The sequence below is a fragment of the Convivina praedatoris genome, from assembly GCF_933208495.1.
GTDB lineage: Bacteria > Bacillota > Bacilli > Lactobacillales > Lactobacillaceae > Convivina > Convivina praedatoris.
Genome location: NZ_CAKOET010000003.1, coordinates 78,902 through 104,486, shown reverse-complemented (window position 1 = coordinate 104,486; position 25,585 = coordinate 78,902). Strand labels below are relative to the sequence as shown.

25 protein-coding genes are annotated in these 25,585 nt (G+C 40.5%); 3 read left to right on the top strand and 22 right to left on the bottom strand.

Annotation, left to right across the window (positions count from 1 at the left end):
- Window positions 1–4: 4 nt before the first annotated feature.
- From M4974_RS03750 to M4974_RS03740, 3 genes are read right to left on the bottom strand one after another with little or no spacing between them, the layout of a single operon-like run.
- The gene (locus M4974_RS03750; RefSeq protein ID WP_248706205.1) at window positions 5–499 is read right to left on the bottom strand and encodes a dihydrofolate reductase; all 495 of its coding nucleotides are present in this window, start codon (window positions 497–499) and stop codon (window positions 5–7) included.
- A gap of 1 nt (window position 500) precedes the next feature.
- Window positions 501–1,706 (bottom strand): CCA tRNA nucleotidyltransferase, encoded by a 1,206-nt coding sequence (locus tag M4974_RS03745; RefSeq protein WP_248706206.1) that lies wholly within the window; start codon window positions 1,704–1,706, stop codon window positions 501–503.
- Window positions 1,707–1,766: 60 nt separating this feature from the next.
- Window positions 1,767–3,047, bottom strand: coding sequence for a tetratricopeptide repeat protein (locus M4974_RS03740; RefSeq protein ID WP_248706207.1), 1,281 nt, complete (start codon window positions 3,045–3,047; stop codon window positions 1,767–1,769).
- A 165-nt stretch (window positions 3,048–3,212) separates the two neighbouring features.
- Between M4974_RS03740 and M4974_RS03735 the strand changes: the two genes are divergently transcribed.
- Window positions 3,213–3,782, top strand: a complete 570-nt coding sequence (locus M4974_RS03735) for a helix-turn-helix domain-containing protein (RefSeq protein ID WP_248715765.1) — start codon at window positions 3,213–3,215, stop codon at window positions 3,780–3,782.
- Window positions 3,783–3,825: 43 nt separating this feature from the next.
- Here M4974_RS03735 and menC read toward each other — a convergent pair whose 3' ends face one another.
- The 9 genes from menC to M4974_RS03690 form a co-directional block, all read right to left on the bottom strand.
- A complete protein-coding gene (gene menC, locus M4974_RS03730; protein ID WP_248706209.1) occupies window positions 3,826–4,962 on the bottom strand; it encodes an o-succinylbenzoate synthase in 1,137 nt (378 codons plus the stop codon).
- Complete coding sequence (gene menH / locus M4974_RS03725; protein ID WP_248706210.1) at window positions 4,935–5,768, bottom strand: 2-succinyl-6-hydroxy-2,4-cyclohexadiene-1-carboxylate synthase; 834 nt, start codon at window positions 5,766–5,768, stop codon at window positions 4,935–4,937. Before menH ends, menC begins: the two co-directional genes overlap by 28 nt.
- Before the next feature lie 15 nt (window positions 5,769–5,783).
- Entirely contained in the window at window positions 5,784–7,385 is a 1,602-nt protein-coding gene (gene menD / locus M4974_RS03720; RefSeq protein ID WP_248706211.1) for a 2-succinyl-5-enolpyruvyl-6-hydroxy-3-cyclohexene-1-carboxylic-acid synthase, read from the bottom strand.
- Window positions 7,382–8,572, bottom strand: coding sequence for an isochorismate synthase (locus tag M4974_RS03715; RefSeq protein ID WP_248715764.1), 1,191 nt, complete (start codon window positions 8,570–8,572; stop codon window positions 7,382–7,384). Before M4974_RS03715 ends, menD begins: the two co-directional genes overlap by 4 nt.
- Before the next feature lie 49 nt (window positions 8,573–8,621).
- On the bottom strand, window positions 8,622–9,446 hold the full coding sequence (locus M4974_RS03710; protein WP_248706213.1) for a hydroxymethylpyrimidine/phosphomethylpyrimidine kinase: 825 nt from the start codon (window positions 9,444–9,446) through the stop codon (window positions 8,622–8,624).
- Between the two features lie 14 nt (window positions 9,447–9,460).
- The gene (gene topA, locus M4974_RS03705) at window positions 9,461–11,554 is read right to left on the bottom strand and encodes a type I DNA topoisomerase (RefSeq protein ID WP_248715763.1); all 2,094 of its coding nucleotides are present in this window, start codon (window positions 11,552–11,554) and stop codon (window positions 9,461–9,463) included.
- Between the two features lie 115 nt (window positions 11,555–11,669).
- The gene (locus M4974_RS03700; protein WP_248706215.1) at window positions 11,670–12,296 is read right to left on the bottom strand and encodes a pyridoxamine 5'-phosphate oxidase family protein; all 627 of its coding nucleotides are present in this window, start codon (window positions 12,294–12,296) and stop codon (window positions 11,670–11,672) included.
- A 12-nt stretch (window positions 12,297–12,308) separates the two neighbouring features.
- Entirely contained in the window at window positions 12,309–13,187 is an 879-nt protein-coding gene (gene dprA / locus M4974_RS03695; protein ID WP_248715762.1) for a DNA-processing protein DprA, read from the bottom strand.
- Between the two features lie 56 nt (window positions 13,188–13,243).
- Complete coding sequence (locus tag M4974_RS03690) at window positions 13,244–15,142, bottom strand: ABC-F family ATP-binding cassette domain-containing protein (RefSeq protein ID WP_248715761.1); 1,899 nt, start codon at window positions 15,140–15,142, stop codon at window positions 13,244–13,246.
- Window positions 15,143–15,273: 131 nt separating this feature from the next.
- On the opposite strand from M4974_RS03690, the gene M4974_RS03685 reads away from it, so the two are divergent.
- Window positions 15,274–16,212, top strand: a complete 939-nt coding sequence (locus M4974_RS03685; protein ID WP_248715760.1) for a dihydroorotate oxidase — start codon at window positions 15,274–15,276, stop codon at window positions 16,210–16,212.
- Between the two features lie 44 nt (window positions 16,213–16,256).
- Window positions 16,257–17,114 carry an N-acetylmuramoyl-L-alanine amidase gene (locus M4974_RS03680; protein ID WP_248706219.1) on the top strand — a complete coding sequence of 286 codons (858 nt, stop codon included), beginning with the start codon at window positions 16,257–16,259 and terminating at the stop codon, window positions 17,112–17,114.
- A gap of 25 nt (window positions 17,115–17,139) precedes the next feature.
- On the opposite strand, the gene M4974_RS03675 is transcribed toward M4974_RS03680, so the two are convergent.
- The 10 genes from M4974_RS03675 to aroF all read right to left on the bottom strand — a co-directional run bounded on the left by M4974_RS03675 (window position 17,140) and on the right by aroF (window position 25,583).
- Entirely contained in the window at window positions 17,140–17,421 is a 282-nt protein-coding gene (locus M4974_RS03675) for a hypothetical protein (protein WP_248706220.1), read from the bottom strand.
- Complete coding sequence (locus M4974_RS03670) at window positions 17,414–17,686, bottom strand: DUF2089 family protein (RefSeq protein ID WP_248706221.1); 273 nt, start codon at window positions 17,684–17,686, stop codon at window positions 17,414–17,416. The genes M4974_RS03675 and M4974_RS03670 overlap by 8 nt, the downstream gene beginning before the upstream one ends.
- A gap of 176 nt (window positions 17,687–17,862) precedes the next feature.
- Window positions 17,863–18,747: a type I 3-dehydroquinate dehydratase gene (locus M4974_RS03665; protein WP_248706222.1), complete on the bottom strand. Its 885-nt coding sequence runs from the start codon at window positions 18,745–18,747 to the stop codon at window positions 17,863–17,865.
- Between the two features lie 6 nt (window positions 18,748–18,753).
- Window positions 18,754–19,308 carry a type 2 periplasmic-binding domain-containing protein gene (locus tag M4974_RS03660; RefSeq protein ID WP_248706223.1) on the bottom strand — a complete coding sequence of 185 codons (555 nt, stop codon included), beginning with the start codon at window positions 19,306–19,308 and terminating at the stop codon, window positions 18,754–18,756.
- A gap of 4 nt (window positions 19,309–19,312) precedes the next feature.
- Entirely contained in the window at window positions 19,313–20,116 is an 804-nt protein-coding gene (locus tag M4974_RS03655) for a shikimate kinase (protein WP_248706224.1), read from the bottom strand.
- On the bottom strand, window positions 20,109–20,981 hold the full coding sequence (locus M4974_RS03650; RefSeq protein WP_248706225.1) for a prephenate dehydrogenase: 873 nt from the start codon (window positions 20,979–20,981) through the stop codon (window positions 20,109–20,111). The genes M4974_RS03655 and M4974_RS03650 overlap by 8 nt, the downstream gene beginning before the upstream one ends.
- Window positions 20,978–22,288: a 3-phosphoshikimate 1-carboxyvinyltransferase gene (gene aroA, locus M4974_RS03645; protein ID WP_248706226.1), complete on the bottom strand. Its 1,311-nt coding sequence runs from the start codon at window positions 22,286–22,288 to the stop codon at window positions 20,978–20,980. Before aroA ends, M4974_RS03650 begins: the two co-directional genes overlap by 4 nt.
- Window positions 22,289–22,338: 50 nt before the next feature.
- Window positions 22,339–23,517 (bottom strand): chorismate synthase, encoded by a 1,179-nt coding sequence (aroC, locus tag M4974_RS03640; protein ID WP_248706227.1) that lies wholly within the window; start codon window positions 23,515–23,517, stop codon window positions 22,339–22,341.
- 18 nt (window positions 23,518–23,535) lie between these two features.
- Window positions 23,536–24,594: a 3-dehydroquinate synthase gene (gene aroB / locus M4974_RS03635; RefSeq protein WP_248706228.1), complete on the bottom strand. Its 1,059-nt coding sequence runs from the start codon at window positions 24,592–24,594 to the stop codon at window positions 23,536–23,538.
- Window positions 24,591–25,583, bottom strand: a complete 993-nt coding sequence (gene aroF / locus M4974_RS03630; protein WP_248706229.1) for a 3-deoxy-7-phosphoheptulonate synthase — start codon at window positions 25,581–25,583, stop codon at window positions 24,591–24,593. Before aroF ends, aroB begins: the two co-directional genes overlap by 4 nt.
- Window positions 25,584–25,585: the final 2 nt, after the last annotated feature.

Below are 25,585 nucleotides of genomic sequence, written 5' to 3'. Positions count from 1 at the left end.
ATCCTCATTTACCCTTACGTTGATAATACATTATCTTAAATTCAATGCCATTTTGTTCTTCCGACTGACTTTTAGTCAAATCAAATACATCTAGATCAACTGGTTCAACCCAAGTATCACCAGCAAAATCGCCGATAACCCTTGTTACCACTAGTTGGGTAGCATAAGGCATCATCATTTTATAAATTTGTGCGCCACCAATCACGGTCACCAAACCACTGGTTGCTTTGATGTACTTTAATACATCCGCTAAATCGTGGCATACGATCACATCACTAAAATTTGTTGAAAAATTAGGCTGTTGGGTTACAACAACACTCTGTCGTTGTGGTAATGGACGTCCAATACTATCCCAAGTTTTACGCCCCATAATCATGATTGAATCCAAAGTTTCTTTTTTAAACAGCGCCCGATCGGCAGGCAAATCCCAGGGGACTTGACCATTTTTGCCAATCGCATGTTGCTCATCTTCAGCCCAAACCATCTTAATTTCAGTCATCTCATTTCTCCTGTCTGACATAGGCTAATAGCGCTGCCTGTTGATTAGGAACTTTGCCAGTAACAACTGCCTTTTCCAAGCGTTGTAGTAATTCTCCCATCTCAGGTCCCGGTTTAACTAAGCCACTTTGCATCAATTCTTGACCACTAAGCGCCATTTGTCGGGCATTTCGAATGGGCAAGTGTTCAAAAATTTGTTGCGCTAAAACGATTTCGGCCTTATTAAAGCCTAAAAAGTACATACATTCGATTAATTGCTCTTGATACGCTTCAACTTGATAAAGATGCCACGTATCCAAGGAAACCTGTCCTCTCAAAATAGGGACTAACGCCTGCGCCGTTTTAATCACTGCACGACTTAATTTCCATTCTCGCAAAAAACTAGCAATCTCTTGTTCTGCCACTGGCGAAAGTACTAAAAGATTTATCCAAGCAATTGCCACTTGACTAATTTGTAAACGATTTAAATTCGTCAAAATCTCTTGCCAAGTCGTCAATGGCCAGCGACCGACTCCTCCTGGTAAATATGCTAACAAATGGCTATCCAAAGCTTGTTGCAAGCCCCGGCTAGCAGCTGGACCTAAGAGCATTTTTTCAAATTCAACTTGGATTCTCTCTACTGCTATTTTAGTCAAATTGGGCGCCAAATCAGTTAAGGCTGTTTTGGTTTGGTCTTCAATCGCAAAGTCTAACTGGGCACTAAAGCGAATTGCCCGCATAATCCGCAAAGCATCTTCATTAAAACGTTCCTCTGGGTCCCCAACCGCACGAATTAACCCTTTTTTTAAATCGGTTAATCCATCAAATAAATCCACCACTTCGCCATTAGCTTTTAAGGCCAAGGCATTGATCGTGAAATCGCGACGTTTTAAGTCTTCATTAAGACTACGAACAAAAGTCACTTTATCAGGTCTTCGATAATCAGTATAGGTTGATTCTGTTCGAAAAGTCGTAACTTCGTAGCCAATATGATGATCTAACACCATCACTGTCCCATGTTGGATACCAGTATCTACGGTATTTTCAAAAATCATCTTAATTTCTTGTGGAAATGCTGAACTAGCAATATCCACGTCATGAATTGGATCTCCCAGAATCATGTCTCGCACTGCGCCACCCACAAAAAAAGCTTCGTAACCAGCGTTTTCTATCTTTTTTAATATTGGCCGAGCCTCAGCCATTTGACTGGGAAATTGATCAATCTTCATTTATTTTTAGCACTCCTAGGACATCTATCATCACAACCTATCTTAGCAATTTTTAGATTGTTAGTCATCTAAAAGTAACCCACTCAAACGATCTTGGACTTCATAATCATCTGGCACTTGTTCTAGATAATGCTCTAAGGTCAATCGCTCTTGATTCAGCTTTCCTTGTTCATGATACCAACTTGCTAAATCCAACAAAAATTCAGGACGATCTAATTTAGCCTCTACAGCTTGATTCCAATAGAACTGCGCCTGCTTATAATTATCTAATTTTTGATAAGCTAAGGCGAGCATCCAATAGAAACTTGGATCAACCAACTCTTTTTTCTGGGCTTGCTCAATAGTATCAATAACAGTTTGATATTCTCCTTGAGCCATTTTAAAATTAGCTAATAAAAGGTAATTGGCAATTTCTTGATCATCAATGGCTAGAGCAGCTTGAAAATCAGCTTCGGCAGCTTCTGAATCTCCTAATTGTTGGGCGGCTTTTCCAGCTTGACGATAAAGTTGATCATTAGTTTGATCAGCCGCTAAACCTAGTTGATAATTTTGATACGCCTTTTCAATTTCGCCTGCCTGTTCATAGGCTTGTCCTAAATATGGATAAACAGAACTATACTGACTATCTTCGGCAAGAACTTCTTCAAAGAGTGTAATAGCTTCGTCATCGCGATGACTTTGGTAGTACAGCAACGCCAATTGGAACTTAGTATCCAAAGACATTAGCTCCGGCTTAATTTGTTCTAAATAACCAATCGCATTGTCATAATTGCCAATGGCCGCATAGGCCAAGGCGATTCGACTCACTAAATCAATCCCATTTAGGTATCGTTCTCCTGCCAATAACAAACTACGATAATAATTAATCGCTAAGCGATATTGAGCAGTCGTATAGTAAAATTCAGCCAAAGCAAATTGAACCACCGTTTCTTTTGGTGCAAGCTGTTCAGCCTGTTGTAAGCAATGCTGAGCTGATTCAACCAATCCTTCAGCCTGATACAAATCAGCTTTAATCATCAAGGCTGGTATATAACTGGACGAATCCGGACTAATATTAGCTAAATATTCCTGAGCTAGTTCCGTTTGATTATCTTCAATTGCAATTTCAGCCAAAGCTGTTTTCAATTGATCTTCTTCTGGATATTTTGTTAACAGATGTTGGTATATTTGTTGCGCTTGATCCAAAAATCCACGACCAGCTAATTCTTCGGCCAAACTATAAACCATATCATCGTCATCAACTTGCAAGGCCTGATCAAAAAACAATTGTGCTTGATCAAATTGTCCTAAACTTAATGATGCCAAACCTTGCTCGGCTTGACTAATATTTTCGGATGTCATGTAATAGAATCCCTTCTAGTGCACTGGGTATTGAGATGCTAAAGTATTCTTATTTTACCTGAATAAAATTCTGAACACAAAGCACTATTTAAAATATAAAAGAAGTATAATGGTGTCAGATTGTGATTTGTGATATAATTTTCTGACATATATTTGTCTAACGAAATGAAGGTAAAGCTGAACATGTATTCTCTAACCAAAAAGCGTTGGCAAGCGATTAATGAACATGATGCCAGCTACAACAATCAATTTTTATACGGTGTAACCACCGATCATCGTGTATGTTGTCCAGGCTGCCTACGGCCAAAACAATTCACTCGAAAAGATATTGAAATTTTCAAAACACCGGATGAATCACTAATTCATGGATTCATTCCCTGCCCAGATTGTCATCCATTTGGGAAGCTAGATGAACGAGCTAGTTTTGTACTCAATGTAAAATCCTACTTAGTTAAAAACTACGCCAAGCGGATTACATTGGAGGAACTCAGCCAAACTTTTCACACTAGTACTGGCGTCTTACATCGTAGTTTCCTATTGGAAACAGATGAAACACCTCAAAACTATCTGCTGCATGTCAGAATGTTTCACGCGACTGAATTTTTAAAAAATACCAATCTATCTATAGCTGCAATTGGGCTGAAAGTTGGTATACCCAATCTTTCATATTTTAATACAGTCTTTAAACAACAAGCTGGTCTAACCGCAGTACAGTACCGTAAGCAGTTTAATTAAATTTTAGTTTAAAAGAGTCTTTGACAATTATGTCAAAGGCTTTTTATTTACTGGCAATCTTAATTTCAGCACTATATTGGGCTTTACTAACATTATGCCAATTAATACTAACTCCAAGACCAGCCTGTTGAGGAACTGCGATGTTTCCTTGCTGAACTGTAAGCTTTTCTTGAATTAAATCATATTGGAAGTAACGTTTCGTATCTGAAATATCAGCTGGGTACGCATTAGGAAGACAACTGGCTAAAGCTAAATCAGCACTGCGCCCCAGCCCACTGGTAAACATTCCGCCCACCCAGGCTTGCAATTGACCTTTTTTAAGAAGATCAATGGCTTCTTGAGCGGCTAATAATCCCCCAATTTTCCCTATTTTTAGCGTTAAGAGTCGAGCAGAACGACAAGCAATCATCGTTTTAACATCCGTAAGATGGTTAACACTTTCATCTAGACTCAGCGCTATTCTAAGTTTCTTTTGTAAATGAGCATGCTCAATGAAATCTCCATTAGCAAAAGGTTGCTCCACAAACTTCACATTTTCGGGTAACTTTTGTAAAGCTATTCCTTGTTCCCAAGATAAGGAAGCATTGGCATCTAATGAAAAATCTTGATTTGGAAAGTGATTAATTAACTCAATTAACTCATTGAATTGCCAGTTTTGGCCAGCGATTTTTAATTTAATTCTGCCATATCCTTGTTCAATCGCGCCGATAACTGCCTCAGTGGTCTTTGCCCAAGTTTCTTGTTGTCCAATTGCTATCCCAACGGCCACCGTTGATATCTGTCCGCCCAACATTTGTGCTAGCGATTGTCCCTTTAATTTACCAACGCAGTCCCAAAAAGCCAATGCTAGCCCAGCTTTGGCAAAAGAATAAGAAGGAATCACTTGATTTAACTGAATTTCAAACTCTTGTGGATTAGCAATTGATTTGCCTAATAACTGTGGTCCTAACCATTTTTCAATCGCCCAAAGACTATTATTTTGAATTTCTGAGGCGTAATTGGGCGTACTAAAAGATTGAACCTCACCGTAACCAGTGACCATTGTATTAGTAACTGTATCCCAAACGGTCATTTCTACTAGCGTTAGTGGTCGTTTTACTAGCTGCGCTTGAGCGGTTACGAACTGATTAACCAACGGTAAGGCCACCGGTATTAATCGGATACTTTGGATTTGATACATAAGCGTTGTAAGATCTCCTGATAAACATCTGGTTGTTCTAGGTGAACATTATGACCGGCATTTTTAATAACTAATAGTTTAGCATCAGGTATACTTGCTGATAATTTTTGAGCAATTTTAATAAATTTAAAATCATTTTCCCCGACAATCAAGCCCGTAGCAAGCTTTAATTGTTTTAACTTAGGCCAAAAATTAGGTTGACTACCGGTACCCATCATTCGTAAAGAATTAGCCATATTATCAGGTTTTTGATTTAGACGTTCATGCTGAATTTTCACCTGCTGCCGTACTGGTAATAATTTTTGACTGGCAAAAAGCGGTAAGTCACGCCAATTTTGAACAAACTGGCGGTAATCTGCCAGTAAGGCATTGGCCCGTTGTTCATCGTGGAATTGGCGTTCTTGTTGCTTTTGGGCTGAATCAAGCCCCGCCGTGCTACTTTCTAAAACTAAATAATTAATAAAATCAGCTAAATGTGATTGTGCTAAACCAAGGGCTAACCGTCCACCCATTGAGTAACCAACTAAGTTCAAGTTTTGCCAGTTAAAGTGCTGAAAAATAATTTCAAAATCAATGATTTGACTTTCCATACTTAACCGCGTTCGGGGTACCAACGGTGCTTGATTGCCAAATCCCAGTAAATCAACCGTCCAAACGGTTCCTGGTAAATAGTCTAATACTTGATCAAAGTCACGATGACTACCCATAAATCCATGTAAAAACAGCCAATTAACCTTGGCAGAACTATTGTGCTGGTAATAGAAATGATAAGGATACTCTCTAACATTCAAAATAATTTCAGCCATCCAACTGTTTTCCCCTTAATAGGCATCACTTTCATACAAAATTAATTGTGGTCCTGCCGTAACAGACCGATTTAATAATTGTGGCAACTGCGCTAAATTCTGTAAAGCAGTATATGGTAAATCATACACCTGAGCGATGGATTGGAAGTCTAAATTTAAAGGAGTTGCAAAAAGTTCTGTAAAATATTGATTGCACTGCGCCTGTGGTAGACCGGCAAAAATCCCGCCCCCATTGTTATTCATTACAATAATATCTAATGGCAACTGATATTTTTTAGCCATCATCAAGCCATTCATATCATGAAAGAATGACAAATCCCCCGTCAATAAAATACTTCGGTGCTGCTTTTGACTAGCTGATAAACCAAGAGCTGATGAAATTACCCCATCAATACCATTCACACCACGATTAGCATAAATTTTATGACTATTTTTACCAGAAAAATAAGTATCCATCTGTCGAATGGACAGACTATTAGCAACAAAAATAGCCTGTTCAGGATTAACAATTTGATCCAAACAAGAAATTAAATCGCTGGCACGTGATGTTCCCTTATTTGGACTAAGCGCTTGCCAACGAGCATTAAAATCTTGTTGTTCATCACTTTGAACACAGGCAACGCTATTTAAAAACTCAGATGGTACCATTTCAAAACAACGTTGGCTCTGGCGAGTGTAATCTAAATCAGCTGGCGTCCCAATTTGCCAAATTGGGATTGCTTTTTGCTTCAACCATGCTAATAAACTAGGTGAAATCGGCGTTTTCCCAAAGCGCAGAACCAAATCCGGGAAATATTGCGAGCCTAACTTATCATCGGTTAACCAGTCATTCAACCCGTACAAACTTTTAGGTGTTCGGACTCGACTTAAGATATCAGTCCAAACCGGAATGCTATATTCTTGGGCAAAGCGCCACAACTGATCTTGATAATCTGCCGTCACATTGGGTCCAGCCAGAATCATAATTCGTTGGTAACCTGTTAGTGATTGAGACTTATCTAGCGTTCTTTTACCCATAGCTGCATACGCCAAAGGCTGAACGGGATCAATTGGTTCCTCTCCCATAGCTGGTAAGAGTGGCTTTCGCAAAGGTAAATCAATTTGAACCGGCCCAGCTGGCGCGCGCCCCGCTTCGTGTACTAACGCTTGCACCTTAAAATCAATATACTCAGTGACGTCTGGTTCGTCATCTTGTAAGACTAAACTCAGTTGCTTTTTGGCATAAACCGTGAAAGGTTCAATTTGCGGAATAGTTTGAGCAGCACCCAAATCCTGTAACTCTTGAGGTCGATTAGCCGTCAACAAAATTAACGGTATTTCCGAAACCTGTGCTTCAGCCACTGCCGGGAGATATTCCAAAACAGCAGTACCCGAAGTGGCTAATAAAACAACGGGTTGTTGCAATCCTTTGGCTAATCCTAGAGCAAAAAAAGCTGCCGACCGCTCATCTACATCAATCCAATAACAAATTGCAGGATCGTACTGAGCATATTCAGCAATTAACAACGCAATCGGTGTACTCCGAGATCCCGGCGAAATAACAAAATTTTTAACACCAGCCACTACAAGTGCTGAAATTAGATGTTTCGTATTAAATGTTAACCGATCAACTTTCATTTAGAAATCACCTCTTGAATAATACTTTCCATCGTCGAAAATTTTGCCTGGGTCTCTTGCCATTCACTTTGGGTTTGGGATTGAGCTAAAATACCAGCCCCGGCGAACAGTTGAATCTGACGCCCTGAAATTACCATAGAACGAATTCCTACCGCTAGCTCCCCTTGATTTTCATTTGTAAAATAGCCTAAGGCTCCTCCGAAAAGTCCCCGAGGTTCTTGTTCATGTACCCGTAAATAGGCCAAGGCGCTTTGCTGTGGTAGTCCCGCTAAAGCCGGGGTTGGATGTAGTGCTCGAGCTAAGGTTAAAAAATTAACCCCCGGTAGTATGGTAGCTTGAATTGGCGTATACAAATGAAGTAGTTGTGGTGTGAATAAAATTCCAGGAGTAGTTGAATAACGAAATTTCTTTACAAATGGTGCCAATTTGTTGACAATATTTTGCGTTACATAATCATGTTCCTGACGATCTTTATTACTCTTTAACAACGTATTCGCTATCTTTGACTCATCTTGATAATCGTCTTTACGTGCTGCTGTACCAGCCAAAGCCGCAGTCTGCACCTGGCTATTTTCAACTGATAACAACCGCTCGGGAGTCAGAGAAACAAAATAATGATGTTTTTGTTTTAACACGATTCGATAAGACTGTGCTTGCTCAATTAATTGGGACCACAGCTTCGTAATCGTCATTGGTTCAGATAATGTTATCAATCGCTGACGGCCAAACACAACTTTTTTTAACTCTTGATCATTTTTCAAAGTATCAATCAATTGTGTAACTCGCTCAAGCCAGTCAAATTCATCGTTAACACTTAAAATCTGATTATCAATTTCCGTATTGGTGTGTACTGACTTTAACCAGCTAGACCAATCAATACTATCAATGATCTCCACTTTTAACTGATTCTTTTTCCAAGTAACACTAATTTTCGGTGCGAACCAATAACTCGACATTTGATGTGGTGTAATCGACCTAGCGGTATCAAAATCTTGTCCACCAACAATCAAGGAATATTTAGAACTATCAATGTCTTGCCAGTTGGACCAGGATTTTTGGCAACCAAAGGCAAATATCCTAACTTGATTATTGGGACTAGCGAAAAAAAAGCTACTCTCATCTTGATCCAGATGTTGCACTAATTGATTAATCGTGTCGAACTGAGCATTAGTTGTGAAACTTTTCATCTTTTCCATCCTAATAAAAAACAACAGGATCCCCCGTTGCTTTAATACACTACTGTGTCTTGTTTACCAAACGTTGACCTGCCGGCCAAACACTATTGCCATCTAATTGATCACCCAAGTTAACACTATGGTTAATAGCCGCCCAAACAAAGTCTTTAGCACTTCTAAGTGCCTCTTCCATGGATAAGCCTTGGGCTAAACCAGCCGCAACGGCTGCAGATAAAGTACAACCAGACCCATTAATATCAGTTAATAAATCTAACTTTGGTTTTTCAAAAAAATGATTACCCTGAGGGCTAGACCACAAGTCTAAGGCCATCTCTCCAGCCAACCGTTGCCCCCCTTTAGTGAAAACATTAGCTATGCCTAAAGCCTGTAGCTGTTGATTAACTGCTATTAGGTCTTCCCTACTGTTAATGTTTTTTACATCCGTTAACAACTGAGCCTCACTAAGATTAGGGGTAATAATGTCTGCCAACGGCAATAAATTAATTCGATAAAAATCAATAAATGCTTCTTGTTGCTGATAGTCGCCTTCTTTAACCGCTAGGACTGGGTCAATAACAATTGGCAAATCCAGTTGCTTTAAAAAATCGGACACTAACTTTACCTGGTCTAAATTAACTAACAAGCCCACTTTTACCGCCGCCAACTGATCAACCAATCGAATTGAATCTAATTGTGTCGCTAAAACATCAGTATCAACTGGGAAAACCTTAAAATCAGTTGTGGTAATTGTGGCAATACTAGTAATTGCCGTTAAGCCAAATAAACCATATTCGTTAAAAGTTGCTAGATCAGCCTGCAAACCACCACCAGCTAAACTATCAGATCCAGCAATAGTTAATATTTTAGGTGTCTGATTTTTAGTCATAAAAAATCTCTCAATTACTTAACTCCACCAGCTGCCTCATGTTGGTCGTCTCCTTCTTTTTTAGGAGTTGTCCCATCCGGCAAGGTCGCTTCAGTAGGTTTATCCCAAGACACAAAATCACAATCAGGATACCGCGAACAGCCATAAAAACGACGACCACGCTTGGTCTTTCGCTCAACCACTTGCCCTTTTTTACATTTAGGACAAGCCAGGCCAATTTCTTGTACGATGGCCTTGGTGTTCCGGCAATCCGGGAAACGAGAACAAGCATAAAACTTACCATAGCGGCCCATTTTCACTAGCATTGGTGCGCCACAAACTTCACAGTCTTGCTCGACCAATTCATCGTGCATGGTAATTTTTTCCAAAGTCTCTTCAGCGCTTTGAACTTCCTTACTAAAAGGTCGGTAAAATGTGTCAACAACCGGTACCCATTGCTCATCCCCGACTTCAATTTCATCTAGCTCATGTTCAACTTGAGCAGTGAATTTAGTATTGGTAATATCTGGGAATTTATCTTCAACAATATTTTGAACAATTTCTCCCAACTCAGTGGGTACAAACTTACGAGCGTCAATACGTACATAGTTACGACGTTGAATAGTATCCAAAGTTGGCGCATAAGTTGAGGGCCGACCAACCCCATTTTCTTCTAATGCCTTAATCAAAGCCGCTTCGGTATAACGAGCCGGTGGCATTGTAAAGTGTTGTTGCGGGTCACTTTTAGCCAATCCAACTAAATCTCCAACTGCCAAAGCTGGTAACGCATTATCCTTTTCTTTAGCAGCAGGATAAGCCTTGGTGAATCCAGGAAACTTAGTTTTGGACCCGTTGGCATGAAAAAGTACACCATTTTGTTCAATGGTAACGGCCATTGTATCTAAAATTTCAGGAGTCATTAAACTAGCAACAAACCGTGACCAAATCAAAGAATACAACTTAAATTGATCGGGGGTCAACTTATCCTTGATGCTAGCTGGCGTACGATTAACATCAGTTGGTCGAATTGCTTCGTGGGCATCTTGAGCCCCTTCTTGCAAAGCAGCCTCAACAGGCTTGTGGCGAGAATATTCCTCCCCCCACTCATCATGAATATATTGAGCAGCAGCATTTTTAGCTTGAGAAGATAAACGAGTTGAATCAGTACGCATGTAGGTAATTAAGCCAACTTGCCCTAAACCGCGTCCTAAGTTAACACCCTCATAAAGCTGTTGGGCGGTCATCATTGTTTTTCGTGTTCTAAACTTCAACTGATTGTTAGCCGTTTGCTGCATCGTCGAGGTCGTAAATGGTGGCTGAGGTTGCCGCTTGCGTTCCTTACTAGTTACCTTGGTAATGTTAAAGTCAGCGTCTTTATCTAACCGCTTTAGTACTGCTTGAATACTAGCATTGTCTGGCAAAGATTGTTTCTTACCATCAAAACCATAAAAAGTAGACTTAAATTTCGAACGACCCTTTTTAAATTCTGAATCAAGCGTCCAATATTCTTCTGGCTCAAAAGCCTGGATTTCACGCTCACGAGCTAGAATCAATCCCAAAGCCACTGACTGAACTCGTCCAGCCGATAAACCACGTTTAACTGTTTTCCAAAGGATTGGCGAAATTGAATAACCCACTAATCGATCGATAATTCGTCGTGCTTGTTGGGCATCAACCAAATCTTGATTAATTGTTCGAGGTGCTTTAAAGGCATTTTTAACCGTATCTTTGGTAATTTCATTAAAAACAACCCGGTTCGCATTGGCAGGGTCCAAATCGAGTATATGTTGCAAGTGCCAAGCAATGGCTTCTCCTTCACGATCCGGATCGGATGCCAGATAGACAGCTTTAGCACCCTTAGCAGCTTTACGCAAATCCTTAATCACTGGGCCCTTCCCACGAATATTAATGTAACGAGGCTCATAATCGTTATCAACGTCAACACCTAAAGTAGATTTGGGCAAGTCACGCACGTGTCCAATACTGGCTACAACTTTATAACCGCTACCTAAGTATTTTTCAATCGTTTTAGCCTTGGACGGACTCTCAACAATGACTAATTTTTTCTGATTGCGTTTTTTGGTACTCTTACGCTTTGAAGTTTTTTTAGTAGCTTTTGCTTCTACCAAGGTCTAATCCTCACAATTTTAAATAATAGGGGCATTATAGCACACGACTGTAAAACGCTTAATTATTTTATCAAACTCTTTACTAAACTGATAGATTTTCCAAAAATCAATTTTACTACCATTTAATAATTTCTGGCTGACCCTGAAAAGATTCAATCAAAACAGATTCTAGCGTAATTTTAATAACAGCCTGTTTACGTGCATTTTCAGTTAAGTCCAAAATTTCAGGATGATGCTTAATTTCAATCTCAGCTTCTTGTTCAGTTAAAACTTCGATAGTCAGCTCATTAGAACTAATCCGCTGCCCAGTTTTATCATCATACCAAGTTGTAAAAGCCGCTGTGGAATTGACCTGCAAATTTTTTACTCGAGTGCTTTGCCAATCAGACACTAGGTATAAAACATTGTCATTATTATGAGATTCTTTGAAGGTAATCACGCTAGTGGCTAACTTTCCAGCCTGATTAACAGTTGCTAAAGCAATTAAATTAGACCCATCTTGTAATAATTGACGAAAATGGGTCATTTGAGTTGACGCTGAATTATTTTTACCAAATTTACGTTGATTCTTTAAAATAGTTAAAATAGTCAGTGGAATCGTTAATAATAAGTAACCAATAATGGTAACAAAAATAATCCTAATCCCTAAATTGTTAAATTTGAGGACAGTTGCTAACCATTCCGATAAAATAATTGTTACAAAAAAAACGACAAATAACTGCACAAAACGTTTTAAATACATAAGCCATCCTTCTCAAATCAGTGGTGTAACCACCTCCATAATATCACTGAGTTTCGTTACGGGCAAAGCACCAGCCTTAATTAGTTCATTTGTTCCCTGGGACTCGGTGGAAAAAATTGAACCCGGTATTGCTAACACCTGGCGATTATTTTGAAGAGCTGAATTAGCCGTAATTAAAGAACCAGAGTGACGTTTGGCTTCAATTACCAAGGTGGCTGATGACAGTCCCGCAATAATTCGATTTCGGTCGGGAAAATGCGCTCGTCGCGGGCTGGTATTGGGCGGATATTCACTTAGCAATAGGCCCTGCTGACCAATTTGTTTTTGTAAAGAATGATGATTGGCCGGATAGGCCACATTGATGCCAGTTCCTATTACGGCAATTGGGACGCCTTGCTGACTAAAAGTAATCTGATGAGCCATCACATCCACTCCCTTGGCTAGCCCTGAAACAATTGCCACCCCAGTATTAACTACTTTCGGTAAGAAAGTTCGCAAAACGTTTAAACTGTACGGACTAGCGCTCCGCGTTCCAACCACTGACAAACTGGGGAGCTTCAAGGCATCTAGATGTCCTTGATAAAACAAAATTAGCGGTGGTTGGTAAATTTGTCGTAACCGCTCGGGATAAGCGTCATCAAAATAACTTAGGTAAGGATCTTTAAACTGCTGGGCTTGATTCAAAGCTGTTAAATAACCATTCTTAAAACCAGCCAGTTTAGTTACACTGGTCTGCTTAGTCAGTTCAATAATGTGACATAAATCTTCGAATTCCCACGGATATTGGGTCGGCGCGTAGCACTTTTCAATGGCATGAATTGCTCTATTTGCCCGCTCTTTACCAATTCCTGGGGTTAGCCATAATGCCAATAAAAATTGTTTTAAAATCATAAAAAAACCTCCTCGCAGTATCATACGAGCAGGCTCCCTTTAATTCAGATAAATCGTTAAGAGTGTTTTTCAACAATTTCACTTAAATAGGCCCAGCGATCCATTTTTTCTTCTAAAGTCTGATTAACTTGATTTAGTTGGCTTTCAATTTCAATCACTTTAGTATAATTACTACCCTCTTGGGCCATTTGTTCCGTCAAAGTTGCGACGTTTTCTTCCAATTGAGCAATGTCATTCTCAATTGTGGCCCATTCTTTCTTTTCTTTATAAGTTAATTTTTGAACCACTTGCTTTTTAGTTTTTTTACCTTTAATGGAACCCGACTGATTATTTTGAGCAGTTGGTTGATTAATTGTACTACCATTTTTCTCTAGGTATTGGCTAAATAAGCCATCATAGCGTTCAATTATGCCATTTCCAGTAAATATATATAACTGCCGTACTACTTTATCTAGGAAATAGCGGTCATGGGAAACAGTAATAACTGTCCCAGAAAAATCAGCCAAAAAATCTTCTAAAATCGTCAAAGTACCAATATCTAAGTCATTAGTCGGCTCATCAAGAAGTAAGACATTCGGCTGTTCTAAAAGTAATTTCAATAAATACAAACGACGCTTTTCACCACCGGAGAGCTTGCGAATTAGAGTGCCGTGCATAAAAGGAGGAAACAAAAATTGTTCTAACAATTCTGAAACTGAAATTTGATTACCAGCTTTATCAGTAACTGAACTAGCGACATCTGTTAAATACTCAATCACTCGTTTATCTTCTGAAATAGGCTCAGTAGTCTGAGTGTAATAGGCCATTTTAACCGTTTCGCCCAACTCAATTATCCCAGAAGTCAACGGTATTCGGCCAGCAATGACATTTAAAAAGGTGGATTTACCAGCACCATTAGCCCCAGTAATACCGATTCGCTCACCAGCCCCCAAACGAAGGTTAAAATCTTTTAAAATTTGATGATCACCAAAGGCCAAGTTAGCATTTTCCATGATTAAAACTTTTTTACCCAGGCGTTGCTGTCCAAGCGACAGCGTAACATCCTCATCAACCTGGAGGCCGTCCATCCCCGCTTCTAACTTTGCAAAAGCTTTTTCACGACCTTTTTGCTTAGTTGTTCGGGCCCGAGCTGATTTTTTCATCCAAGCTAGTTCACGCTGATATAACTGTTCTTTTTTATGCTGGCTAACCTGTCCAGCCTGAACCCGCTCTGCTTTGCCAGTGACATAATCTTGGTAGTTTCCTTGGTATTCATACAATTTTCCAAAAGAAAGTTCAAAAATACGATTAGCAACCGCATCTAAGAAGTAGCGATCATGAGTAACGGTTAAAACTGCCCCTCGGTAGTTAGCTAAGTATTTTTCCAACCAAGCAATTGAATCAAAATCCAAATGGTTGGTTGGCTCATCTAAGATTAACAAATCCGGCTCTTCAATTAAAATTTGAGCCAAACCAACTCGTTTTCTTTGACCACCCGATAATTCTTTAATTTTTCGGTTTAAATCTGGCATATGTAACTGCGTTAAAATAGTCTTAATTTGAGACTCTGCAGTCCAAGCATCATCACGGTCCATGGCACTCTGAGCCCGTTCAAATTTTTGTCCAAGTTGCTGGTCTTCTGGGTTTTGACTAAATTCTTCTAAGGCCTGTTGGTAGTACCGAATCGTCTTAAAAACCGGTTGATTTCCCGCAAAAACTGCATCCATCACCAACTGTTCACCATCTAGAGACGGATCCTGGCGCAGATAGCCGATATTATAATCATTTTGAACGACTATTTGACCCTGATCAGCCGGTTGGTTACCCGCTAAGGCATTTAAAAGAGAGGTTTTCCCACTTCCGTTAACACCAACTAAGCCGATCCGATCACCTTCACTGATTAAAAAAGAAATATGATCAAATAATGTCTTTTCACCGTAAGTACTCGTTAAATTTTCAACTCGAAATTGTTTCATAATCTTTATTATAACGATATTTTCTGATAGCGACTAGGGAAATTAAACTACCAATTTCTCCTCCAGATAATTACTGGCCTGCTATAATGTTTAGTAGCATGTGTTTATAAAATTTATAAGGAGAGTTTTCAATGGATTTAACGGGGCAGATTGCCAATTTTCACTTTAATCATATTTTATTAAATGCCGCAGGGGTTAAATGTCAAACAACTGCCGAATTAGATCAAGTCCTAGCTAGCCCATACAGTGGTAGCGTTGTCACCAAATCGGCTACGCCCATGACACGTCCTGGCAATCCCAGTCCCCGCTACTATCAACTCCCTGAGGAACTAGGATCGATTAATTCAATGGGCCTACCCAATGAAGGATTTGCCTACTACTTGGACTATGTTCTTAATAAAAAAACCGACAAACCCGTCTTCTTTTCAGTTGCTGGCCTAACTAAAGACGATAATTTAGCGATGCTAATGGAATTGGAACAATCTAATTTTAATGGTCTGGTTGAACTAAATCTTTCTTGCCCTAATGTACCGGGGAAGCCACAAACTGCCTATGATTTTGAAGCCACACGGGCCATTTTAACTGAAGTTTTTTCTTTCTTTACTAAGCCACTAGGTGTTAAATTACCACCTTATTTTGATATGGTTCATTTTGATATGATTGCCGCTGTTTTAAATGACTTTCCCCTTGCCTTCGTTAATACCATCAACTCAATTGGTAATGGTTTAGCCATAGATCCACACACTGATACAGTGGTCATTAAACCTAAGGGAGGATTTGGTGGACTTGGTGGTAGCTTAGTTAAGGCTACCGCTTTAGCTAACGTTCGGGCCTTACGTGAGCGTCTTAATGAAAGTATCAAAATTATCGGTACTGGTGGCGTAACATCTGGTCGTGACGTATATGATTTAGTTTTGTGTGGTGCTGATTTAGTCGAAGTTGGTACACAATTGATGGTTGAAGACACCCCTGTTTTTGAACGACTAGAGGGCGAGTTAGCCAACGAATTAGATAAAAAGGATTATCAAAGTCTTGCCGAAATTCGTGGTAAACTCCAAATAATCTCTTAACTCCAACCCACATTGAACATTAAGCAAGTTAGGAACTTTTTACAATGCTGAGATGGTTCACAAACAATCGAATTGGTCTGACTGTTACTGGTAGTTTTTTATTATTGGTCTGTGTTTTAATTACTTCTTTACTTAATCAAAACCAGCTAACTACTCGGCCTGATCAAGTTCCTTTGCGAACTGGTCCCGGTATTACCTACACGCAAACAACCAGTTTAAAAAGTGGTACTAAATTAGTCGTTTTAGAAAAAAATCATGGCTGGTGGAAGGTCAAGCGTGGTGATAAGAATCAAAGTGGATGGGTTGCTAGTTGGGTAGCCAACAATACCCACCTCAAAACCGTACAGCCCATGAGTGAGGCTACCATTGTCTTAGATCCTGGTCATGGGGGTTCGGATACTGGGGCTTTATCCATTGATGGCAAGCATTATGAAAAAAACTATACCTTAGCTACTGCTAAAGTTACCAAAAAGGCTTTAGAATCGACGGGCGCGCGGGTGCTAATGGTACGTTCCAGTGATGTCGTAGTTCCTCTACTACATATCCCTCGAATGGCTGAAAGTGAAAAAGCAGATGCCCAAATTTCATTCCACTTTGATTCTTCCGACAGCAACAATTCCGCTAGCGGAGTTTCACAATATTATTACAATGAAAATTCTCTTCCCCTAGTTCAAGTGCTCAATCAGCATCTAAATAACCTACCGCTTGAAAATCGTGGTTATGAAACCATGCCGTATCTGGTGATTAAAGATATCAGCCGACCAGCAGTATTATTAGAACTTGGTTTTATGAATAGTAAAAAAGACTTTTCATACATTCAAAAAGAAAGTTACCAAGAAAAGATTGCTGACGATATTAAGGTGGCTATGATTCAATACATTGATAGCATTCGTAATAAATAAAAGAGACCCTTTGGGTCTCTTTTATTTATCTCTGTAAATCTTTAGCTTTCATTTTTTCGATTGCCAGATTCTCTTTCTTTTTACGAGTAGCTAACGCCTCAGCCCAAATCGAAATCAGCAGACCTTCTCCCAGAACTAATACTAGTAATGCTGTCCAAGATGGTCCCCTGCTTACCATGATATAAATCATGTAAATAAGGAAAGCAAGACAAGGAAATCCCCCAAACAAACGCGGTAGGTAACGTTCCAATAAGCTTAAAATTCCAACGGCTATCGCTGTAATAATAACATTTTTAATATCAGACATTTTCTTCCTCTCGATACTTTTCAATAATTTCTTTAGCAATATCTAAAGAAATTTTCTCATCAATAACTAGTTGCATTATCTTAGTTTCAAAGTTATTCGTATTTTTTTCAGTTAATTTTATCTTATCAATAATTCGATTTAATCTTAACCGCACGGTCGGATAACTAACGCCATAAATCTTAGCTAATTCCTTTAACGATCCTGAAGCCAAAGTTAGCTGTTTAATAAACTCTTGATCCTCTTCTGCTAAATCCCAAAACCACAAATTTAATCTCCTTTTTAATATTATTTATTTTATTTTAATATAATTAAACATAAATTCCAATAATATTTATATAAACTAAATATTATTGAAATTCAGCCATAAAAAAACGCCACTCCGAAGAGTGACGGGTAGGTAGATAGATACTACCCAGTTGGTCGAAAAGTATTATAACATGCTTACTGCCAAGCCTGCAATAGTTGCGCCACGGTCAATTGACCAGGTGCAGAACTATACTGGCTCGATAAACTCGCAAAAGTCATCTGCGAACCGTACTTATATCCTTCAATACGGCTTTTTTCACCCAGTGGTCCCATCGCCATTGTCACTAAAGGCTGACTAATCACGGGAGCCATGGCGGCTGTTGCATCCAGCAAGCGATCAACATCAGTTGCCACTTGGGGCATTACGGCTAGTTTAACAATTTGAACCGGTTGATCCGCCAAATATTGAATGACCTTTTCTAGATTAACTGGTGTGGTCTGCCAATCATGATAAGAAAGTAGCACTGGAATTTCAAGTGCTTTGGCGGCCTGAATAATCTTCTCCTTCAGTCCACTTTCCAAAGTATCTTCCAAGTCTATCGCTGCAAAAGGAAAACCAGTTTGTAAGGCAGCCATGATGAAGGTCACATACTCTAAATCATTAAACTCTCCTTGGCCGCCCTGACTCTTAGTCCGATAGGTTAAAATAACCGGATATTGGCCAACTGTATCAAAAACATTACTAACAATTTCTTTAATAATTTTACGTTGCATGGCTGGCCAATTCGTTAGAAATTCTTGCCGCGCCGCTTCTAATTCCGACAGCATTTTGGCTTCGGTTAATTTAGAAATATTTTTCTGAGCCAACTCTTGCTGAGCCCCAGCTTTAACTTGCTGCCAAATTACTTCCTGACTAAATTCATCAACAATGTAGTCTGCCCGCCATTCAACTACATCTGGATTTTGCGTCGCTAATTCCCGAGCAAAAGGCGAAAATTTATCTTGGGGGCCTAAGATCATTGGTACCGCAATGACTGGCCGGTTAGCGGGGGGTAGCTTCAATAACTCACGTAAATTCATTTTATCCTACTTTATCTCATAGACGACCCAGACCATCTCAGGACGGAGGGTTTGCCGAACTTGGTAATGATCATCATCAACTAAATCACTATTTTCATACTGGTTTAACGATACAATTGAAAACCAATCTTGATCGGCCACAAAATGTTCAAAGGCCACTGGTTTACTAGGGGCAAAAACAACCGAAGGCCCCCAAACATTATCTAAATTAACTGATTGCAAATAGCGTTTCATTAAACCTTCGGTCGCTGCATGAATGATAGCAATCTGCTTTTGATGATTAAGATTTTCCAAAACAATTAAGGGCAATAGTGGTAACACAAAAGCCGTTTTAATTTTAGCACGTTGCCACTCCAAGTAGTTGAAGTCCGCAAAATTTAAACCGGGAACCTGCTGCGATTTAAAAGCCACCGGTAGTAAAACTTCTTCCCCCTGATAGTCAGCTAAATTGGTCAAAATTTCTTCAAAGCTATTATGTAAAACAATTTCTTGGTCACTTTGATAGTATTGGGCTGCCCGCTGTGAATCCGTGCCAATCGGTCCCAAAGTATGTAGTCGCATGGATTCACCCCCGTTGCATCTCTTCGTCTTCACGTTTCATGGCGGTTTCTAACAAAATAGTCATCAATTCATCAATAAACTCGTCGGAAATGTTTGGATTTTGGGCGTAATCAACCTTCAAAGCGGCCCGCATGTTAGACATACGAGTTGGTTGAGAAACGGACATGCCAACCTTTTTTTTGTAATTTGCAACAGCTAACACAACTTCCATTCGTTTGGAAATAATATCAAATAACTGTCGGTCGAAGGCATCAATTTGCGAACGCAGAGCTAAAAAAGCCAGCTCATCCTCATTGGCACTAAAAAGCGCCACGATTTCAGCTGCGATTCTTTGCGGCGTTTTACCAACCGTTTCTACTGTAAAATTAGCCACCTCTTGATATTTTGGATCCCGCGCTTCCCAAAGTTGAAAGAAATCAGCTGTTGACTTTTCCTGCAAAAGTGGTCGTTGTCCTTCTGCCAGCAAACGACTAATGGTACTTTCCAAATTTCCATGCAAATACACTAGGGTTGCTGGTGAATTTTTTAAGATTTCCCGATTTTGAGCTCTTTCCACCACACCACCACCGGTTGCTACCACACCATTAAATGTTTGAGCTTGACTTAACACCTGGGTTTCTATGCGACGAAAATAATCTTCATCATGTTCTTTAAAAATTTGGGCAATTGACATCCCCGCTGCCCGCTCAATTTCCCGATCTAAATCTAAAAACTTAGAATGATGTTGACGGGCAATCTCACGGCCAACGGTTGTTTTGCCAGCTCCCATGAAACCAATTAACATTAAGGTATCCGGTTCTTTAATCATTATTTTCTCGCTTTATTAATAAATTTTGTCGACTTATTTGGGCTCTACTAATTAATTGCAGTAATGTTTCTTCATCACTATCTTCAATCGCTCTTTGAAATTGATCTAGAGCTTGTCGAAAACTAGTTAAATTATTTAAAATTGCCCCTTGATTACTCAATAAAATATCAGACCACAGTTGCGGATCACTCGCCGCAATCCGAGTCATATCCTTAAAACCGCCTGCCACATATTGACCAAAGTCTTGACTCTTTCCCAAATCATTAACGGAACTATTCATCAAAGCAAAGGCAATTACGTGGGGATTATCTGAAACAACCGCCATTAAATCATCGTGCTCGTCAACTGACATAGTAATAAAATTGGCACCAGTGGGCGCTAAGATAACCTTTAAATTGTCCACTCGGCTAGCTGCCTGCTCATCTGCTGGCATTAAAAAATATGGTGCATGGCGATACATCCCCATTTGAGCAGCCTGAACGCCAGCTAAATGACTCCCAGCCATGGCGTGCCCACCGATAAAGGTAATGCCTTTTGGTAACAAAAATTGCTGGGCCTGAGCCATAATAGCGCGTTTAGTTGAGCCGGCATCAGTGATAATTACCGTTGTTTTTAAGTCCAGCTGCCCTAATTGTTCAATCATTTGTTCAATGCTTTCAACTGGCGTCGCTAAAATAATCAAATCAGCCTGGGTAGCAACTTCGGCCAAATCCTGACTAGTTTGGTCTACCAAACTAGTTTTACGAGCATAGGCTAAGCTAGCCACATCTCGATCAACGCCTATTAATTTTATCTGCGGATTTTTACGTAAATCACAGGCCAAGGAGGCTCCCATTTCACCTAATCCCACAATCACAACGTTCATTTGATCTCCTCGTTAGGCATTAATTGCGCTAAATCTGCCATGAAAGTTGGATAAGAAATTGCCATCGCCTCCTCGTCAATCAGGCTCACTGATCCTTTAGTAATCAACGCCGCCACAGCAATCATCATGGCAATTCGATGATCCCCACTTGATGACAAAGCTACTTTTTGATTATGGGCAACCAACGACTTACCACCTTCAATGACCATCCCATCCGGCCTTTCAGAAATTGATACGCCTAATTGCGACAAAACGCGCACCACTGCGTCAATTCGATCGGTCTCTTTGACGCGTAATTCTTGGGCACCGCTGATGGTCGTTGTCCCTTGAGCTTGGCTAGCCGCCAAGGCTAAAATCGGTAGTTCATCGACCGTTGCCGGAATGTCAGCAGCCGTTATTTCAATCCCATGTAGTGGCTGATATTTAATAATCAAATCGGCTACTGACTCCTCGTCATCATGCCGGTTAACCATTTCAATATTTGCGCCCATCCTTTTCAATAATCGCAAAATACCATCCCGAGTAGGATTAATACCAACACCTTTTAAGGTAATATTTGAATTTGGCGTAATCAAAGCCGCCACAATAAAGAAGGCCGCACTAGAAATATCAGCCGGCACAACCACATGCTGTCCCTGCAATAATGGCTGCTTTTCAATTCGAATCGTATCCCCATCAAAATCAATACGACCACCAAACTTTTGAAGCATTCGTTCCGTATGGTCTCGTGAAGCCAGCGGCGACACAATCGTGGTAGTACCCTCAGCCTGCATACCAGCAAAAATTAAAGCACTTTTAACCTGGGCCGAAGCAACTGGCATTTCATACCGGATTCCTCGTAACTGATTATTAGCTTGAATAACTCCAGGTAAATAATCACCATCGGTTAACTCAAAATGAGCACCCATAGCCTGTAACGGTTGGCTAACTCGTTTTAAAGGCCTTTTAGATAGTGACTCGTCGCCAAAAAAAGGCATATCAAAGGGTTGCTTGGCTAGTAATCCCATTAATAGGCGCGTAGAAGTACCCGAGTTACCCATGTCTAACGCTGTTGTGGGAGCATGGAAATGCTGTAATCCACGTCCTTCAATAATTAATTGGTCGCCTTGTTCTTCAATTTGCACCCCTAAGTTTTGTAAAACTCCCATCGTATGATAAACATCAGCTGAAGCCAAAAAACGTTCTACCACTGTTTTTCCCTGGGCGATTGCACCAAACATTAGGGCTCGATGTGAAATCGACTTATCTCCGGGAACCATCAGTTCCCCATGTAAACCACTTGCTGGAGCTTCATTTAATTTAATCATGAGTATTTTCCTTTACCAAATTGTATGTACGTAGCCGAAGCTACATGGATTTAAAATTCTTGAATCTCTTGACGATACTGTTGAACTTGTTCTTTCATTCGCTCAATATTATCGGCATCAAATTTATCCAAAACTGCTTTAGCTAATTCAATGGCCACCATGGCTTCGGCAATCACTGCTGCAGCAGTCACTGCAGTGGTATCAGAACGTTCGATTGAGGCCTTATGATTTTCATGGCTGTCAATATCAACTGACTGCATAGGTCGATACAAAGTCGGAATTGGTTTCACCACACCACGAACAATAATTGGTTCGCCGGTCGTCATTCCACCTTCAAAGCCACCTAAATTATCGGAACCACGGTAAAAGCCACGTTCTTGACTCCAATAAATTTCGTCCATAATTTGATCACCAAATTTATCGGCATTATTAAAGGCATCCCCAAACTGAACGCCCTTAAAGGCATTAATGCCAACAATCGCTCGGGCAATTTTAGCGTCTAACTTTTCATCAGCGGAAACATAGGAACCCAAGCCCACTGGTACGCCAGTGGCCATCACTTGCACCTGTCCACCCACGGTATTAGCATCAGCTTTGGCTTGATCAATTACCTGCTGGATAGCCTGATCAGCTTTAGCATCTAAAGCCCGAGTCGCAAATCCTTCTGTCACCTGGCGCAATCCCTCTAGGTCTTTATACTGAGTCAACGTACTCAAATCTGAATATGCCGGACCAACATTGACCACAAAACCATGAACATCTACACCAATTTCAGCCAACAATTTTTTCGCTACCGCTCCGACGGCCACCCGCATGGTGGTTTCACGGGCTGAAGACCGCTCCAAAACGTTCCGTAAATCTGCTTGATGACGATATTTCATACCACCAACTAAGTCAGCATGCCCAGGACGGGGCCGCAGTACCTTACGAAGTGTATTTTCAGCATCGGCAGGATCATCTGGCGCCATAATTTTTGACCAATTATTATGGTCGTCATTATGAACATTTAAAGTAATTGGTGATCCTAACGTATATTGATGCCGAACACCAGTTAAAAAGGTTACTCGGTCAGTTTCTATCTTTTGACGTTCACCTCGACCATAACCGTGTTGACGGCGAGCCAATTGAGCATCCACATCAGCTTGACTCAGATGTAAACCGGCCGGAATACCTTCGATAACGGCAATTTCTTCAGGTCCATGGCTTTCACCAGCTGTAATATATCGCATAAGTCCTCTTTCTAATTCTTAAATCATCGAACGGATTTCATCTAAAGGCTTGGGTACAATGACTGGTTGGCCAACTTGGGCTAAGGCAACCATATTAATCACCCCGCCTCGATTCTTTTTATCATTAATCATGTGCTGGAAAAATAAGGGCGTTCCAACCAAGTCCGAACTAATTGGTAACCCAACAGCCTGCAAACGATCAATCAAGGCTTGCGTTAGTCCCTGGGGACTGATGCCTTCGGCTTCAAAAATACGAGTAATAGTCACCATGCCAATTGCAACTGCCTCCCCATGCCGTAAACTACCATGTGATAGCAATTCGATGGCATGACCAAAGGTATGTCCAAAGTTTAAAAATCGACGTTGACCGGCCTCTTTTTCATCGCCCATCACTACTTTAGCCTTATAGGCAATTGACCGTTTGGAAAGTTCAGGTGCGTGATCACGAATATCCTGCACGGAGCGAATCTTACCAGTGAAATCAAAGAAATCTTGTCCCTCTAATGCTGAAGTTTTAACCACTTCCCCATACCCTTCAACCAAATCCCGGTCAGTCAAAGTATCTAAATAGTCACTATCGACCAAAACTAAATCTGGCTGATAAAAAGTACCAGCAATATTTTTGGTTTCGCCTAGGTTTACGGCTGTTTTACCACCTACAGAAGAATCAACCTGAGCCGTCAGGGAAGTTGCAACTTGGATAAAGGCAATCCCGCGCATGTACAAAGAAGCCACCACACCGGATAGGTCGCCGACCATACCACCTCCAAGAGAGATAACCCCATCTTGGCGAGTAAAACCAGCTTGGGCCATCTGACTAATAATTTCACCAACTTTAGTTAATGATTTTGAAGATTCACCAGCTGGTACTTCAATCGGTAAAACTTCAAAGCCGGCTTTTTCTAACTGTTCTTGAGCACTGCTTAAATAAAGTGGTCCAACATTACTATCAGTAATAAGCACCACCTTACGTGGTTGCCAAACCGAGCGAATATGCTCACCAATTGCTTGGTGTAACCCCTTTTCAATCTTTACATCATAATTTTTGTGAGTCAATTTTACTTTGACCGTGGTCATGCAATCACCTCGTGAATCTTTCGTACGGTTGTCGCCAATACCTGATACTGAGCCGGTGTTAGCGCTTGGGCGCCATCAACAAAAGCATGGCTAGGGTCATTGTGAATTTCAGTCATCAAACCTTGAGCACCAGCCGCAACAGCTGCCTGAGCCAATGGCGTTACAAATTCGCTGTGTCCAGCGGCATGCGAAGTATCAGCAATAATTGGGTAGTGAGTCAACTTTTGCAAAACTGGAATAGCGCCAACATCAAAGGTATTACGTGTATATTTACTGTCAAAAGTACGAATACCACGTTCCATCAACATAATTTGATCATTGCCACCGGCAGCAATATATTCAGCTGCGTTTAATAAATCATCAATAGTGGCTGACATACCGCGCTTTAGAAGCACTGGCTTCCGCTTTTGTCCCAAAGCCTTAAGCAAGGCGAAGTTTTGCATGTTTCGAGTACCAACTTGGAAAATGTCAGTATACTGATCAACCAAATCGACATCCCGAGTATCCAAAATTTCGGTAACCATGTCCATTTCTAAAGCATCAGCAGCAGCCCGGTGAGCTTTAAGTCCCTCTTCGCCGTTCCCTTGGTAGGAGTAAGGAGATGTCCGTGGCTTAAAAGCCCCACCACGTAAAATAGTTGCCCCCGCAGCCTTTACATCTTGCCCCATTTCCAAAACGTGTTCGGGTGATTCAATTGAGTCTGGTCCAGCCATCAAGACGAAATTCTTACCACCGATAACGCTATGCTTAGTTTTAATAATGGTATCTTCTGGATGAAAGGCCCGTGAAGACTTAATGGCGGAATGATGGTTCTCAATAATTTCTTCGACTTGATCGGCAATGACTTGCTGATCAGCTTCACTAATGTTTTTAATCCCTGCTAAAGCTACTCGGTTTTGGTGAATAAACACTGGGTGAATTGGATCATGCTGATCCAACTTTTGGACAATCACTTGAGCAGCAGCTTCATTTTTTGCAACAATAATCATAA

What these genes read in the sequence shown, in the direction of transcription:
- M4974_RS03750 (WP_248706205.1), bottom strand. Translation starts at nt 499, where the DNA reads ATGACTGAAATTAAGATGGTTTGGGCTGAAGATGAGCAACATGCGATT.
- M4974_RS03745 (WP_248706206.1), bottom strand. Translation starts at nt 1,706, where the DNA reads ATGAAGATTGATCAATTTCCCAGTCAAATGGCTGAGGCTCGGCCAATA.
- M4974_RS03740 (WP_248706207.1), bottom strand. Translation starts at nt 3,047, where the DNA reads ATGACATCCGAAAATATTAGTCAAGCCGAGCAAGGTTTGGCATCATTA.
- M4974_RS03735 (WP_248715765.1), top strand. Translation starts at nt 3,213, where the DNA reads ATGAAGGTAAAGCTGAACATGTATTCTCTAACCAAAAAGCGTTGGCAA.
- menC (WP_248706209.1), bottom strand. Translation starts at nt 4,962, where the DNA reads ATGTATCAAATCCAAAGTATCCGATTAATACCGGTGGCCTTACCGTTG.
- menH (WP_248706210.1), bottom strand. Translation starts at nt 5,768, where the DNA reads ATGGCTGAAATTATTTTGAATGTTAGAGAGTATCCTTATCATTTCTAT.
- menD (WP_248706211.1), bottom strand. Translation starts at nt 7,385, where the DNA reads ATGAAAGTTGATCGGTTAACATTTAATACGAAACATCTAATTTCAGCA.
- M4974_RS03715 (WP_248715764.1), bottom strand. Translation starts at nt 8,572, where the DNA reads ATGAAAAGTTTCACAACTAATGCTCAGTTCGACACGATTAATCAATTA.
- M4974_RS03710 (WP_248706213.1), bottom strand. Translation starts at nt 9,446, where the DNA reads ATGACTAAAAATCAGACACCTAAAATATTAACTATTGCTGGATCTGAT.
- M4974_RS03700 (WP_248706215.1), bottom strand. Translation starts at nt 12,296, where the DNA reads ATGTATTTAAAACGTTTTGTGCAGTTATTTGTCGTTTTTTTTGTAACA.
- dprA (WP_248715762.1), bottom strand. Translation starts at nt 13,187, where the DNA reads ATGATTTTAAAACAATTTTTATTGGCATTATGGCTAACCCCAGGAATT.
- M4974_RS03690 (WP_248715761.1), bottom strand. Translation starts at nt 15,142, where the DNA reads ATGAAACAATTTCGAGTTGAAAATTTAACGAGTACTTACGGTGAAAAG.
- M4974_RS03685 (WP_248715760.1), top strand. Translation starts at nt 15,274, where the DNA reads ATGGATTTAACGGGGCAGATTGCCAATTTTCACTTTAATCATATTTTA.
- M4974_RS03680 (WP_248706219.1), top strand. Translation starts at nt 16,257, where the DNA reads ATGCTGAGATGGTTCACAAACAATCGAATTGGTCTGACTGTTACTGGT.
- M4974_RS03675 (WP_248706220.1), bottom strand. Translation starts at nt 17,421, where the DNA reads ATGTCTGATATTAAAAATGTTATTATTACAGCGATAGCCGTTGGAATT.
- M4974_RS03665 (WP_248706222.1), bottom strand. Translation starts at nt 18,747, where the DNA reads ATGAATTTACGTGAGTTATTGAAGCTACCCCCCGCTAACCGGCCAGTC.
- M4974_RS03660 (WP_248706223.1), bottom strand. Translation starts at nt 19,308, where the DNA reads ATGCGACTACATACTTTGGGACCGATTGGCACGGATTCACAGCGGGCA.
- M4974_RS03655 (WP_248706224.1), bottom strand. Translation starts at nt 20,116, where the DNA reads ATGATTAAAGAACCGGATACCTTAATGTTAATTGGTTTCATGGGAGCT.
- M4974_RS03650 (WP_248706225.1), bottom strand. Translation starts at nt 20,981, where the DNA reads ATGAACGTTGTGATTGTGGGATTAGGTGAAATGGGAGCCTCCTTGGCC.
- aroA (WP_248706226.1), bottom strand. Translation starts at nt 22,288, where the DNA reads ATGATTAAATTAAATGAAGCTCCAGCAAGTGGTTTACATGGGGAACTG.
- aroC (WP_248706227.1), bottom strand. Translation starts at nt 23,517, where the DNA reads ATGCGATATATTACAGCTGGTGAAAGCCATGGACCTGAAGAAATTGCC.
- aroB (WP_248706228.1), bottom strand. Translation starts at nt 24,594, where the DNA reads ATGACCACGGTCAAAGTAAAATTGACTCACAAAAATTATGATGTAAAG.
- aroF (WP_248706229.1), bottom strand. Translation starts at nt 25,583, where the DNA reads ATGATTATTGTTGCAAAAAATGAAGCTGCTGCTCAAGTGATTGTCCAA.